This window comes from Verrucosispora sp. TAA-831 (assembly GCF_050780145.1).
Classification (GTDB): domain Bacteria; phylum Actinomycetota; class Actinomycetes; order Mycobacteriales; family Micromonosporaceae; genus Micromonospora.
Genome location: NZ_CP192240.1, coordinates 1,398,600 through 1,411,679, shown reverse-complemented (window position 1 = coordinate 1,411,679; position 13,080 = coordinate 1,398,600). Strand labels below are relative to the sequence as shown.

Below are 13,080 nucleotides of genomic sequence, written 5' to 3'. Positions count from 1 at the left end.
CGACCGGAACCGGATAATCACCTGCGTGTGGCAGTTGATCAAGAATTGGTTCGACCCGCAGGAGATGCGGTCGGCGGGGCGCACCCCCGACTACCGCTTCTCGCTGGCCAACGAGCGGACCTTCCTGGCCTGGCTGCGTACCGGGCTGGCGCTGATCGCCGGTGGGCTCGCCTCCGCGCAGTTCCTGCCGGAGATGCCCGCGTCCCACCTGCGCGAGGTGATCTCGGTGGCGCTGCTGCTGCTCGGCGGGGTGGTCGCACTCCGGGCGGTGGACCACTGGGCGCGCAGCGAACGCGCCATCCGGCTCGGCCGGGAACTGCCCGCGTCCCGGTTCCCGGCGGTGCTCGCCCTGGTCGTCGCACTCGGCGCGCTGCTGCTCACGGTGGCGGTGCTGGTCGGCGCGGTGGGCCGATGAGCGCCGTCCGCGATCCCGGGCTGCAACCCGAGCGGACCCGGCTGGCCTGGCGGCGCACCGCGTTGGCGATGACCGTGGTGGTGCTGCTGGCCGTCCGGCTCGCCCTCACCGGCGGCCCCGTCGGGGCGCTGCCGGCCGCGCTGGCCGTGCTCGGCTGGGTGGCGGTGGTCACGCTCTGTTGGCGGCGGAGCAGCACCGTCGGCGCGGCTGCCGGCGGCGGCCGTACGCTCGCCCTGGTGGGGCTGGGGACGGCCGGATTCGCCCTGCTCGGCGTGTTGCTGGTGCTGCGCGGGGTGTGACCATCTCGTCCGGTAGGACATGATGGGTACATGGCCCGGCTGTACATCCTCCTCTTCGTGGTGCAGGTCGTCCTCGCCGTCTGCGCCCTGATCAGCTGCCTGTCCGCCGAGGAAGACGACATCCGTCACCTACCCCGGATCGCCTGGTTGCTGATGATCCTCTTCGCCCCGCTGATCGGCTCGATCGCCTGGTTCGTCGCCGGGCGCCAGCGCAAGGCCGACGGTGGCGGCATGTGGTCGACGGGCGCGCGACCGGCCGAGCGGGGGCCCCAGCGGCCACTCGCCCCGGACGACGATCCCGAGTTCCTGCGCTCGATCGAGGAACGGTCCCGCAAGGAGGACCAGGAACTCTTCCAGCGCTGGGAGGAGGACCTCCGTCGGCGCGAGGACGACCTGCGCCGACGCGAGGGCGACCCGCCGCGCGAGGAACCCCGCCCCGAGGTGTGACCGGCCGGGGCGGGGTCCGCGCTCAGGCCAGGTTCGAGGAGCGCGGGTACGCGTCGGCCGGGTCGGTGAGCACGTTGACCAGGTACGGCACTCCGGCGTCGAACGCCCGAGCCAGGGCAGGCCCGAGGTCGGCCGCCTTGGCGACCGTCTCCCCCGCACCGCCGAGCGCGCTCACCACGTGGTCGTACCTCAGCTCGGGCTGGAGGTCGGCGGCGACGTCGTAGCCGTACATGGCCCGCATCGGGTGCTTCTCCAGACCCCAGATGCCGTTGTTGCCGACCACGATCACCACCGGCAGCTTCTGCCGGACGAGGGACTCGACGTCCATCAGCGAGAACCCGGCCGCGCCGTCGCCCATCAGCACGCAGACCTGCCGGTCCGGGTGGGTGATCCGGGCCCCCATCGCGTAGCCCAGGCCGGTGCCGAGGCAGCCGTACGGGCCCGGGTCGAGCCAGGTGCCGGGCTGGGCCGGCTCCAGGTAGCGCCCGGCGTACGAGACGAAGTCGCCGCCGTCGCCGATGGTGACCGCGTCGCGGGCGAGGACCCTGCGCAGCTCCCCGTAGACCCGGGCGGGCCGGATCGGGTCCGTCTCGGCGGCCATCTCCTCGGCGTCGCGGGCCTTGGCGGCGTCCTCGGCGGTGCGCAACTGCGCCACCCAGTCACCGTGGTCGGCCCGCTCGCCGGTGTACTCGGCGAACGCGGTGAGCACCGCCCGCAGGTCACCGGCGGGAGCGACGGCCGTCTCGACGTGCGAGGCGCGCTGGCTCGGCGCGTCCACCACGTGCACCACCGTGGCGTCGCCGAAGTCGCCGAAGGAGAGCCGGAAGTCCAGCGGGGTGCCGACCACCACGACCACGTCGGCGCCGGAGAGGGCGACCCGGCGGGCCTTGGCGAAGGCCAGCGGATGCTCCGGCGGCAGCGCGCCCCGACCCATGCCGTTGGTGAAGACCGGCACGGTGAGCGCCTCGGCGGCGGCGCGCAGCGCGTCCACGGCGTCACCGGCGTACACGTCGGAACCGGCGACGATGACCGGGCGGGCCGCACCGGCGATCAGCCGCGCGGCGGCGGCCACCTCGTCGGGGTCGGCCTCGACCGCCTCGACGCCCGCCGCCGTGGGCAGCTCGGCGTCGCCCACCGAGAAGATCGCCTCCAGCGGGAAGTCGAGGAAGACCGGACCCCGGTGCGGGGTGAGCGCGGTGCGCAACGCGGCGGCGACCGCCCGGGGGATGTCGTCGGCGGTGAACACGGTCTCGGCGTGCTTGGTGACCGGGGCGACCAGCGGCAGGTGGTCCATCTCCTGGAGGCTGCCCGAGCCCCAGCGGAACTGCGGGGCCCGGCCACCCAGCACCAGCACCGGTGAGGCGTTGAAGTAGGCGCTGGTCAGCCCGGACACACCGTTGGTCACGCCCGGCCCGGCGGTGAGCACGGCCAGGCCGGGGCGACGCTGGAGCTTCGCCACCGCCTCGGCGGCGAAGACGGCGGACTGCTCGTGCCGTACGTCGTAGATCGGGAAGTCGGACTTGTACGCGGCGTCGTAGAGCGGGAACACGTGCCCGCCGGAGAGGGTGAACATCTCCCGCACCCCGTACGCGCGCAGCGCCGCGAGTGCGAGTTCCCCGCCGTGCCCCTCGATCCGCTCCGTCATTCCCGCTCCTTCTCGTCGGCCGACCGGAGTCACACGCTACTGGCCGGTAGCTGGAATGTGAACCATCTTCACCGGCCGGTGAAGTCCGGCTTCCGCTTCGCCACGAACGCCGCCATCCCCTCCCGCCGGTCGTCGGTGGCGAACAGCCCCGCGAAGAGCTGACTCTCCCAGGCCAGGGCCGAGTTCAGGTCCATGTCGAGGCCGCCGTCCACGGCGAGCTTCGCCGCCCGCAGCGCCTGCACCGGGCCGCGCAGGTACGGCTGCACCAGCGCCACCGCCGCGTCGTAGACCTCACCGGCCGGAGCGACCCGGTCGGCCAGACCGATCCGCAGCGCCTCGTCGGCGTCGACCATCCGGCCGGACATGATCAGATCCTTGGCCCGCGCCGGCCCGACCAGCCGCGCCAACCGCTGGGTGCCACCGGCACCGGGGATGATGCCGAGCTTGATCTCGGGCTGGCCGAGCCTGGCGTCCTCGGCCACCACCCGCCAGTCACAGGCCAGCGCCAGCTCGCAGCCGCCACCGAGGGCGTACCCGGTGATCGCGGCCACCACCGGCTTGGGGATCCGGGCGATCGCACCGAGCGCGCTGGACAGGTCGGCCGCCCGGTCGGCCATGTCCACATAGGACATGTCGGCCATCTCCTTGATGTCCGCGCCGGCCGCGAACACCTTCTCGCCGCCGTACACGATGACCGCGCGGACCTCGGGGTCGGTGGTGGCGGCCGACGCGGCGGCCCGCAACTCCTCCTGCACCTGGGTGTTGAGCGCGTTCATCGGTGGCCGGTCCAACCGGATGGTGCCGATGCCGTCCCTGGTCTCCAGCCGCACGAACTCACCCACGCTGGCCCTCACTTCCTCGTCGAAGTCGCCTGCCAACCTTACGGCGCACCTGGTCGGACACGTAGTCTGGCCGCCAGTCCCACCACCCGGAGTTCCCGCGATGGTCACGTACTACGACGACAGGTCCGTTCAGGTCACCTCCCGCGCCGTCACCGTCGACGGCGACTCATACCCGCTGACCGAGATCAGCGAGGTCTGGCACCACCGGGGCACCCTGTCCTGGCGGGTGCTGGCCGGGCGCGGCGCCCTCGGCGCGGCGATGGTCGTCCCGCTGGTCTTCGCCGTCATCGGCATCGTCATCGGAATCTGGCTCGACAAGTCCCCGACCGTCACCGTCGCCGTCATCGGCACCTCCGTGCTGATCGGCCTGGCCGCCGGACCCATCGCCGACCAGCTCTTCGAGTACTTCGACCGCTCGTACGCCCGGGGCAGCCGCCAGCGGGAGGTGTGGATCCGCTGGCGCGGACACCCGGTCCGGCTGCTCCAGACGCCGGACGCGCTGCGGTTCGGGCAGATCTACCGTGCCGTGCAACGGGCCATGGAGGCGACCGAACCGGCCCGGCCGCCCCGCCGTCGCTGACCGAGTTGACCTCCGGGTGACGGAGGCTGACCTCCGCGTGACAGACACGGGACGCCCGGAGGTGGTTAGGCTTAGTGATGGCGCTCTATTACCGGGACGACACGGTGCAGGTGACGTCGGAGTCGATCCGGGCCGCAGGACACGTCATCCCGATGGCCGAAGTGACCTACGTCTGGCACGCCAAGGGACAGACCACCCTCGCCGTACGGGGACGGGTGCTCGGCCGCGGCGTCCTGGTCCTGCTGCTGTCCCTGCCCCCGCTGGTCGGGCTGATCTGCGTGATCTCGCTGGCCTGGTCGGCCTCGGACCGGGGCGAGTGGATGCCCGCACTGATCGTCTTCGCCGCCTGCGTGGTCATCGCGCTGGCGTTGGTGCCGTTCCTGGAGATCCCGCTCGGCTGGCTGGACCGCTCCTACGAGCGCGGCAACCGGGTCAACGAGCTGTGGGTGCAGTACCGGGGCCAGGAGGTGATGGTGCTGCGTACCCCCGACGCGCTGCGGTTCGGGCAGATCTACCGGGCGGTGCAGCGCGCCGTCGAACAGCAGGGCGACCACTGGTGACCGGCCGCGCGGTGCCGCTGGCCGGCACGACGCACACTTGACTCCATGGCGATCCCTCTTCCCCGGCCGACCTCGGTCGTCGGTCTCACCCGTTCCGCCCTCGACCAGGCCGCGTCGTTCGCGGCGGTCCCGACCCGCGCGTTCGCGGTGCTCGACGGCGTGGAGGAGCTGCTGACCCGGATCAACGGCGTGGTCGACCGGATCGAGGGCGTGGTGGACCGGGTCGAACAGACCCTGGACCGCACCGACCAGATGCTCGCCGACGCCGACGGGGCCGTCCGCGAGGTGGCGGTGATCAGCGCGGCGGCCACCACCGCCGTCCGGCAGGCCACCGAGCTGACCACCACGGCGGCCGGGGTGATCGGCGAGGCCGAGCGGGTGTCGGCCGCTGCCGCCACGGTGGTGGCCAACGCCGACCGGGTGGCCCAGGCCGCCGAGGGCGCTGTCGACACCGCGACGTCGGTGGCCGGGCGCGCCGCCGGCACGGTGGGCGCGGCGGCCGAGGCGGCGGCGACCGCGGCCGAGCTGCTGGCCGCGTACGAGCCGGCGCTGCGCCGGGCCGCCCCGATGGCCAACCACTTCGTGGAGCAGCTCAGCGAGGAGGAGGTCACCGCCGCCGTACGCCTGGTCGACGAGCTGCCGAGGCTGCGTGAACACCTCACCTCGGACGTCCTGCCGATCCTCGCCACCCTGGACCGGGTCGGCCCGGACCTGCACGACCTGCTCGACGTCACCCGGGACCTCAAGCTCGCCGTGGCCGGCATCCCCGGCCTGGGCATGCTGCGTCGACGGGGCGAGAAGCTCAGCGACGACGCGGGCTGATCCCGCCCGGGTCCCGGTCAGCAGCCGCAGGCGGCCCGACGGGGCGCGGTCAGCTCGTCCACCGGCCGGCGCGTCACCCCGGTCCCGGTGACGACCGGCAGTCCCTCGCGGACCCAGTACTCGTAGCCGCCGCGCATCTCCTTCACCGGGTAGCCGAGCCGGGCGAACTCCAACGCCGCCCGGGTGGCGCCGTCGCAGCCGGGACCCCAGCAGTACGTCACCACCCGCGCCCCCGGCGGCACCGTCGCCACCGCCTCGGCGGCGATCCGGGCGGTGGGCAGGTGCACGGCCTCGGGCAGTCGGCCCTGCGCCCAGGCGTCGTCGTAGCGGGAGTCGACCACCACCAGGTCGGGCACCCCGGAGGTCAGGTCGGCGTACACGTCGGAGACGTCGGTCTCGTACCGCAGGCGGGCGAGGAAGTGGGTGACGGCGGCGTCCGGCGCGGCGGCCGGTACGGCGAAGGCACGGGTCATGGTCTCGATCCTCGACCGCTGACGGGACGACGACCAGTGGCGGTCACGCCGTACTGCGCTAACATCCCGCCATGGCTCCGGCGGACCGCACCGTCGCCGTGCTCGCGTACCCGGGGATGTCGGTCTTCGAGACCGGGATCGTCACCGAGGTCTTCGGGCTCCCCCGGCCCGAACTCGGCGTGCCCTGGTACACGCTGCGGCTCTGCGCCGAGCGTCCCGGCCCGGTGCCGCTGATCGGCGGCGCCGGTCTGCACAGCCCGTACAGCCTGGGCGATCTGGCCGCCGCCAAGACGGTGATCGTGCCCGGCGTGCCCGACGTGCACGGCACACCGTCGCCCGCACTGGTCGCCGCCCTGCGCCGGGCGCACCGGGCCGGCGCCCGGGTGGTCTCCCTCTGCTCCGGCGCGTTCGCGCTGGCCGGTGCCGGCCTGCTCGACGGGCGTCGGGCCACCACCCACTGGCGGTACGCCGACCTGCTGGCCCGCCGCTATCCCCAAGTGACGGTGGATCCCGACGTGCTGTACCTGGACGACGGGGACGTGCTGACCAGCGCGGGCAGTGCCGCCGGGCTGGACCTCTGTGTGCACCTGGTCCGCCTCGACCACGGGGTGGCGGTCGCGAACGCGGTGGCCCGACGGCTGGTGATCCCACCGCACCGCGACGGCGGTCAGGCGCAGTTCATCGAGGCGCCGGTGACCACCGGCCCGGACGACGACCGGATCGCCGGCAGCCTCGCCTGGGCGTCGGCCCACCTGAGCGAGCCGCTGACGGTGGCGCGGCTGGCCCGGCAGGCGCACATGTCACCCCGCACCTACCTGCGGCACTTCGCCCGGGCCACCGGCACCAGCCCGATCCGGTGGCTGATCGATCAGCGGATCCGGTCCAGCCTGGCGCTGTTGGAGACGAGCGACGCACCGGTCACCGAGATCGCCGCCGCCGTCGGATTCGACACGCCGGTCACCTACCGCCACCACTTCGCGCGGACGATGCGGACCTCGCCGTCGGCGTACCGCCGGGCGTTCCGCGCCGACGGCGACGCCACGACGACGCGCGCGACCGGCCCCGGCGACGGACGCCGCAACGGGCCTCCCGGTCAGGGTCCCGGGACGTAGAGCTGGTCGATCTCGACCCGGTGCGGCAGCGACACGCTCGCGCCGAGCCGACGGACGCAGGCCGCGCCCGCCGCCGCCGCCCAGCGGACCGCGTCGACCAGGTCCCGCCCCTCGCCCCAGGCCACCGCGAGTGCGGCGGTGAACGCGTCTCCGGCGGCCGTCGAGTCCACCGTGTCCACCGGCACGGCCGGCACGTGCACGGCGGTGCCCTCCCGGTCGCCGTACCAGGCGCCCTGCCCACCGAGGGTGAGCACCGCCCGGGGCACCAGGTCGAGCAACGCCCGTGGCTCGTCCCGGCCCCGCCCGGTGTACGTCTGCGCCTCGTTCTCGTTCACCACCAGCAGGTCCACGGCGGCCAGCAGCTCCGGCGGCAACGCGATGGCCGGCGCGGCGTTGAGCACCACCCGGGTGCCGGCGGCCCGGGCGGCCACCGCCGCCTCGGTCACCGTCTCCACCGGGGTCTCCAACTGTGCGACCAGCACGTCCGCATCACGTACGGCGGCCAGCTCGGCCTCGGTGAGCGCGCTCATCGAGGCGTTCGCGCCCGGCGTCACCAGGATCGCGTTCTCACCCTCGGCATTGACCATGACCAGGGCCACCCCGGAGGCGCCGTAGCTGGTGCGGAGCTGGCTCGCGTCGACCCCGGCGGCGGTGATCCGGCCCCGCAGGGTCACCCCGAAGGAGTCGGAGCCGATCGCGCCGAGGAAGGTGCAGGCGGCACCGGCGCGGGCGGCGGCGATGGCCTGGTTGGCCCCCTTGCCGCCGGGGACCATGACGAAGTCGGTGCCGAGCGTGGTCTCCCCCGGCCGGGGCAGGGTCGGCGCGGTGGCGACCAGGTCCATGTTCGCGCTGCCCACCACGACGATCCGGGTCTGGCGCACGGAAGCCTCCTGCGGCTGGATCGATGGCATGAAAGGAAGGGTCCCCTGCTATACCGCAGGCGTGAGAAAGGTGCCCTTCCTTTCACGCCGTCAGGCGGCGCGCGCGGTGTACCGCTCGCCGTGACGTTCGACCAGCAGCGGCAGGCCGAAGGTCTTGGTCAGGTTGTCGGCGGTGAGGGTGTGCTCCAGCAGGCCCTGGGCCATCACGGCACCGTCGCGCAGCAGCAGCGCGTGGGTGAAGCCGGGCGGGATCTCCTCCACGTGGTGCGTGACGAGCACCAGCGCCGGGGCGTCCGGGTCCTGGGCCAGCTCGGCGAGGCGGCCCACCAGGTCCTCCCGCCCGCCGAGGTCGAGCCCGGCCGCCGGTTCGTCCAGCAGCAGCAGCTCCGGGTCGGTCATCAGCGCCCGGGCGATCTGCACCCGCTTGCGCTCCCCGTCGGACAGGGTGCCGTACGTCCGGTCGGTCAGCGCTCCGACACCGAGCTGGTCGAGCAGCGCCCGGGCGCGGGACTCGTCGGTCGGGTCGTAGCTCTCCCGCCAGCGGCCCACCACCGACCAGGCCGCCGTCATCACCACGTCCACGGCCCGCTCGTCGGCGGGCAGGCGATCGGCGAGCGCGGCGGTGGTGAGCCCGATGCGGGTACGCAGCTCGGTCACGTCGGTACGGCCGATCCGCTCGCCCAGCACGTGCGCCGTCCCCGTGGTCGGGTGCAGCCGCCCGGCGGCGAGGTTGAGCAACGTGGTCTTGCCGGCACCGTTGGGGCCCAGCACCACCCAGCGTTCGTCCAACTCGACCCGCCAGTCCACATCGTGCAGCAGGGCGGTGCCGGACCGGCGTACGGCGACGCCGTCGAGGCTGACCACCAGATCCGCGTCCACGGGTGAGGGGGCGGGGGTGGCGCCACCGGCGCCAGGGATCAGGTCACCAGTCACCCGCCCATCCAACCACGCAGCAGCGGGCCGCCCCCACGGGCGTACGCGCCCGCCGTAGGGTGAGGCGCCGTGTCATTCCTCACCCCAGGGGCGGGTGCTGGGCGCCTCCGCCCCCCGAGCAGTCGCCGGAGGTGCGGTGGCGTACCGATCGCCCGGGTCGAGGACGTAACAGCGCCTGCACCAACCTGCTGTCCGGCTACTGCGACGGCCTGTACGTCCTGACCTGGCGGCCGGCGCTGGCCGTGCTGCTGTCGCTCACCGTCGGCTCACCGTGACGGCCTTCGTGCTGTTCCGACGCCGCGACCTGACCCGAGCACCGACCCGGAGGCGGCAACTCCTTGCCACCTTCGGGCCAATGCTGAAGAATTCCTTCACATGGACGGCTGCTCAGCCGACCGTGGAGCCGAAGACCTCGTCCCGGACGGCGTCCAGCGCGGTACGCAACGCGCCGTGCAGGATCGGCTCCTCGGTCAGCCCGGTGGACACCACCCGGGGACGGACCAGCGTGATGGCGGCCACCTCGTGCTGCACCCGCTCGGCCAACGCCGCCCCGCCCGCCTGACCGACCTCACCGGCGAGCACCACCAGCGGCGGGTCCAGCACCACACAGGTGCTCGCCACCCCCAGGGCCAGCCGCCGGGCCACCTCGTCGAGCATCGGCCCCCCGGCGGTGCCGTCGGCGATCGCGGCGCGGACCGCGTCGGCCGCCTCGGTGTCCGGGTAGCCGTGTTCACGGGCCAGCGCGCGGACCGCGTCGGCGCCGGCCACCTGCTGGAAGGCCGGCTTGGCCCGTCGGGAGACATCGCGCGGGATGGGCGCGCCGGGCACCGGCAGGTAGCCGATCTCGCCGGCCGCGCCGCTGCTGCCGTGGTGCAGCCGACCACCCAGCATGATCGCCAGACCGACACCGGCACCGACCCAGACCAGCACGAAGTCCGACAGGCCCTGGGCCGCGCCGGACTGCGCCTCGGCCACCGCGGCCAGGTTCACGTCGTTCTCGAAGACCACCGGGGTGTCGAGGTCGTCGCGGAGCGCGGCGAGCAGGCCACGGTGCCAGCGCGGCAGGTTGAACGCAAAGGTGATGTCGCCGGTGCCCGGGTCCACCAGGCCGGGGGTGCCGAGCACGATCCGCCGTACGCTCGACAGTTGCGCACCTGCACTGCCGGCCACCTGCACCACCGCGTTGTGCACCACACCGACCGGGTCGTCGGTGTCCTGGGTGGACTGTTCGACCCGGCCGATCACCGCGCCGGTGATGTCGGCACAGGCGGCCACCACCCGTTCCGGGCCGACGTCCACGCCGACCACGTACGCACTGCTCGGCCGCACCGCGTAGAGCTGGGCGTTGGGCCCCCGCCCGCCGGCCTGCTCACCCACCCGGGCGACCAGACCACGCTCCTCCAGCCGCTCCACGAGCTGGGAGGCGGTGACCTTGGACAGGCCGGTCAGCTCGCCGAGCCGAGCCCGGGTCAGCGGCCCCTGCTCCAGCAGCAGTTCCAGGGCCGCACGGTCGTTGAGGGCGCGCAACAGACGTGGGGTGCCGGGCAACCGGGTCGCACTCATGCCATGTCCTCATGCATTAGTAAACTTTGCTAACTATCTTGCTTTGGTAACAGTAAACCGACCTTGGAACGGGTAGCCGTAGCGTATCGGCCGGGTGGAGGCAGGGCTCTCGGCCGACCCGGTACGAGATCCGCACCGGCCGGCACCGAGAGGAGACACCCCCGTGGGGATCGATCCAGGACTCCGCCGACTGGCGCTGGGCACCCTGCTGGCCGCGTACCCGGGTCCGGTCCCGCCCGACTGGGCGGTCGAGTCGGTCGCCGAAGGTCTGGCCGGACACACCCTGTTCGGCACCAACGTCCACCGACCCGAGCAGGTGGCGAGCGCCACGGCGGCACTGCGGGACGGGCGGTCGGACGTACTGGTCGCCATCGACGAGGAGGGCGGCGACGTCACCCGGCTGGCACACGCCACCGGCAGCCCGTACCCGGGCAACGCGGCGCTCGGCGCGATCGACGACGTGTCCCTCACCCGCCGGGTCTACCACGCCATCGGCACCGAGTTGGCCACCCTGGGCATCACCGTCGACCTGGCCCCCACGGTCGACGTCAACAGCGCCGACGACAACCCGGTCATCGGCACCCGCTCGTTCGGCGCCGACCCGGTCCGGGTGGCCGCCCATTCGGCGGCGGCGACCACCGGACTCCAGGCCGCCGGGGTGGCCGCCTGCGCCAAGCACTTCCCCGGCCACGGCGCGACGATCGCCGACTCCCACCACGAACTACCCACCGTGGACGCGTCGCCGGATCTCCTGCGCCGACGCGACCTGCCACCGTTCGCCGCGGTGATCGCCGCCGGGGCGAAGGCGGTGATGACCGCGCACATCCGGGTCCCGGCACTCACCGGCGACCTGCCGGCCACCTTCAGCCGCGCCGTCCTGACCGACCTGCTCCGCGACGAGTACGGCTTCGACGGCGTCGTGATCACCGACGCGCTGGAGATGCGGGGCGCCACCCTGGCCGCCGGTGGCGTCGCACCCGGCGCGGTGCGCGCACTCGCCGCCGGCGCCGACCTGCTCTGCATCGGCGCCGCGGTCGACGCGGACCTGGTCGAGAGCGTCGCGGCCGAGATCGTCACCGCACTCGCTGACGGCCGGCTCGACCGTGCCCGGGTGGAGCAGGCCGCCGACCGCGTCGCCGCCCTCGCCGCCTGGACCCGCAGCGCGCGCCCCGGGAGCAGCGTCGTCCCCGACGGTCTGGGCTATGCCGCCGCACGTCGGGCGGTACGGGTGGAGGGCGTGCTGGCCGGGCTGGACACGCCACTGGTGGTCCAGTTGTACGCCCGCTCCACCGTCGCGCAGGGCCGGGTGCCGTGGGGGCTCGGCCCACACCTCGACGGCACCGAGGAGATCCGGGTGGTCGCCGCCGAGGCCGACCCGGAGGCCCTGCGCCGCCGCGCCGGCACCCGCCCGATCGTGCTGGTCGGCCGCCACCTGCACCGCCTGCCGGGGGGCCGGGAACTGGCCACCGCCCTGGCCGCCACGCACCCGGTGACGGTGGTCGAGATGGGGTGGCCGGCCGCCTGGCGACCGGCCGGCGTCCAGGCCTTCGTCACCACCTTCGGTGCGAGCCACGCCAACGGGCGGGCCGCCGCCGAGGCGCTGGGCCTGACCGGGCACCCCAAAACCACACGCTGAGTCACCCCGCCGCCGGTTCCACACCGAGGCGTCCGGCCAGGTCAAGTCCACTTCTCGACAGCACGGACCACGCGGTGGCTACTTGCCGACCACCACTCGGATACGTAGCGTGATCGCAGCGAGCCGCACGTGGGCCTGGGGGGAGGCTGCGGACCGTGGATCCGGCCCGGGATCCACGGTCCGCGCCCTGCCGTCAGGTCGACGGTCAGCCGGGATAGACGCCGTACGACCGCCAGCCCCGGTCGGGGAAGCCCGCCGCCTCCGCCACCCGGGCCGAGGCGGCGTTGTCCCGGGCGTGCAGATAGGTCGGCACCGCGCCGTCCGCGAGCACCCGACGCGCGGCCTGGGCCACCAGCCGCCGGGCCAACCCGCGCCCCCGGGCGGCCGGGACCGTGCCCACCGCCAGCTCGTGGCCGTGCCGGTCGTGCCGCTTGACGCCGACGCCGGCCAGGTAGCGGCCCCGGTCGTCGCGCACCACCAGGACCGGCCGGTCGAACAGGCGCAACCAGGACGGCAGCCCGGCGGAGCCGGGCGGCACCCACTCACCGACGTCGGGCAGGGGTGCGGGAGCGACGCTCCACCGGAAGACGTCGTCGTGCACCACCCAGCGCGGATGGCCGACCGCAGCCGGCAACGCGTGGGGCAGCGACTCCGGCCGACGGGCCAGTTCGCGGACCGCCGCGACCCGGTCCGGGGCCACCGAGAGCACGGTGCTGGCACCGGCGGTGACCGCGATGGCCGGCCGCAGCCGACCGTCCCAGGCCGGGCGGGCACGCCGGCCGGCACACACCACGTGCAGCCCGGGGCCCGCCGGCCACTGTCCGAGCCAGGTCGCCAGGTGCAGGTGGAGTCGCCGGTCGAGCATCGTCCAC

General features: G+C 73.9%; 16 protein-coding genes. 9 read left to right on the top strand and 7 right to left on the bottom strand.

Translation table 11 applies throughout. From position 1 onward, the window contains the following. The first annotated feature begins 25 nt into the window (after window positions 1–25). The 3 genes from ACQVFL_RS06480 to ACQVFL_RS06470 are packed head-to-tail and all read left to right on the top strand — an operon-like array spanning window position 26 to window position 1,161. Entirely contained in the window at window positions 26–415 is a 390-nt protein-coding gene (locus tag ACQVFL_RS06480; protein ID WP_396691819.1) for a YidH family protein, read from the top strand. Beyond that, on the top strand, window positions 412–714 hold the full coding sequence (locus ACQVFL_RS06475) for a DUF202 domain-containing protein (protein ID WP_396691820.1): 303 nt from the start codon (window positions 412–414) through the stop codon (window positions 712–714). The genes ACQVFL_RS06480 and ACQVFL_RS06475 overlap by 4 nt, the downstream gene beginning before the upstream one ends. Before the next feature lie 30 nt (window positions 715–744). Beyond that, window positions 745–1,161 (top strand): PLD nuclease N-terminal domain-containing protein, encoded by a 417-nt coding sequence (locus tag ACQVFL_RS06470; protein WP_396691821.1) that lies wholly within the window; start codon window positions 745–747, stop codon window positions 1,159–1,161. A gap of 22 nt (window positions 1,162–1,183) precedes the next feature. Here the strand turns inward: ACQVFL_RS06470 and ACQVFL_RS06465 are convergent, their stop codons facing one another. After that, complete coding sequence (locus ACQVFL_RS06465; RefSeq protein ID WP_396691822.1) at window positions 1,184–2,806, bottom strand: acetolactate synthase; 1,623 nt, start codon at window positions 2,804–2,806, stop codon at window positions 1,184–1,186. Window positions 2,807–2,874: 68 nt separating this feature from the next. Beyond that, the gene (locus ACQVFL_RS06460; RefSeq protein ID WP_431728945.1) at window positions 2,875–3,648 is read right to left on the bottom strand and encodes an enoyl-CoA hydratase/isomerase family protein; all 774 of its coding nucleotides are present in this window, start codon (window positions 3,646–3,648) and stop codon (window positions 2,875–2,877) included. 100 nt (window positions 3,649–3,748) lie between these two features. Here ACQVFL_RS06460 and ACQVFL_RS06455 point away from each other — a divergent pair, with 100 nt between their 5' ends. The 3 genes from ACQVFL_RS06455 to ACQVFL_RS06445 all read left to right on the top strand — a co-directional run bounded on the left by ACQVFL_RS06455 (window position 3,749) and on the right by ACQVFL_RS06445 (window position 5,610). Further along, a complete protein-coding gene (locus ACQVFL_RS06455) occupies window positions 3,749–4,228 on the top strand; it encodes a DUF6232 family protein (RefSeq protein ID WP_396691824.1) in 480 nt (159 codons plus the stop codon). Between the two features lie 77 nt (window positions 4,229–4,305). Then, window positions 4,306–4,788, top strand: a complete 483-nt coding sequence (locus tag ACQVFL_RS06450) for a DUF6232 family protein (protein ID WP_396691825.1) — start codon at window positions 4,306–4,308, stop codon at window positions 4,786–4,788. A gap of 45 nt (window positions 4,789–4,833) precedes the next feature. Beyond that, on the top strand, window positions 4,834–5,610 hold the full coding sequence (locus ACQVFL_RS06445; protein WP_431728944.1) for a hypothetical protein: 777 nt from the start codon (window positions 4,834–4,836) through the stop codon (window positions 5,608–5,610). Between the two features lie 17 nt (window positions 5,611–5,627). Here ACQVFL_RS06445 and ACQVFL_RS06440 read toward each other — a convergent pair whose 3' ends face one another. Continuing rightward, on the bottom strand, window positions 5,628–6,083 hold the full coding sequence (locus ACQVFL_RS06440; RefSeq protein WP_396691827.1) for a rhodanese-like domain-containing protein: 456 nt from the start codon (window positions 6,081–6,083) through the stop codon (window positions 5,628–5,630). Window positions 6,084–6,154: 71 nt separating this feature from the next. Here ACQVFL_RS06440 and ACQVFL_RS06435 point away from each other — a divergent pair, with 71 nt between their 5' ends. Then, on the top strand, window positions 6,155–7,195 hold the full coding sequence (locus ACQVFL_RS06435; RefSeq protein ID WP_431728943.1) for a helix-turn-helix domain-containing protein: 1,041 nt from the start codon (window positions 6,155–6,157) through the stop codon (window positions 7,193–7,195). On the opposite strand, the gene ACQVFL_RS06430 is transcribed toward ACQVFL_RS06435, so the two are convergent. After that, entirely contained in the window at window positions 7,177–8,076 is a 900-nt protein-coding gene (locus tag ACQVFL_RS06430) for a ribokinase (RefSeq protein WP_396691910.1), read from the bottom strand. The genes ACQVFL_RS06435 and ACQVFL_RS06430 overlap by 19 nt on opposite strands. Window positions 8,077–8,166: 90 nt before the next feature. After that, window positions 8,167–9,009, bottom strand: a complete 843-nt coding sequence (locus ACQVFL_RS06425) for an ABC transporter ATP-binding protein (RefSeq protein ID WP_396691831.1) — start codon at window positions 9,007–9,009, stop codon at window positions 8,167–8,169. Between the two features lie 131 nt (window positions 9,010–9,140). On the opposite strand from ACQVFL_RS06425, the gene ACQVFL_RS06420 reads away from it, so the two are divergent. Further along, entirely contained in the window at window positions 9,141–9,284 is a 144-nt protein-coding gene (locus ACQVFL_RS06420) for a hypothetical protein (RefSeq protein WP_396691832.1), read from the top strand. A gap of 112 nt (window positions 9,285–9,396) precedes the next feature. Here ACQVFL_RS06420 and ACQVFL_RS06415 read toward each other — a convergent pair whose 3' ends face one another. Further along, window positions 9,397–10,572, bottom strand: a complete 1,176-nt coding sequence (locus ACQVFL_RS06415) for an ROK family transcriptional regulator (RefSeq protein WP_431728942.1) — start codon at window positions 10,570–10,572, stop codon at window positions 9,397–9,399. 163 nt (window positions 10,573–10,735) lie between these two features. Between ACQVFL_RS06415 and ACQVFL_RS06410 the strand changes: the two genes are divergently transcribed. Then, window positions 10,736–12,208 (top strand): glycoside hydrolase family 3 protein, encoded by a 1,473-nt coding sequence (locus tag ACQVFL_RS06410; RefSeq protein ID WP_431728941.1) that lies wholly within the window; start codon window positions 10,736–10,738, stop codon window positions 12,206–12,208. A gap of 205 nt (window positions 12,209–12,413) precedes the next feature. On the opposite strand, the gene ACQVFL_RS06405 is transcribed toward ACQVFL_RS06410, so the two are convergent. After that, entirely contained in the window at window positions 12,414–13,073 is a 660-nt protein-coding gene (locus ACQVFL_RS06405; protein ID WP_431729782.1) for a GNAT family N-acetyltransferase, read from the bottom strand. Window positions 13,074–13,080 lie beyond the last annotated feature (7 nt).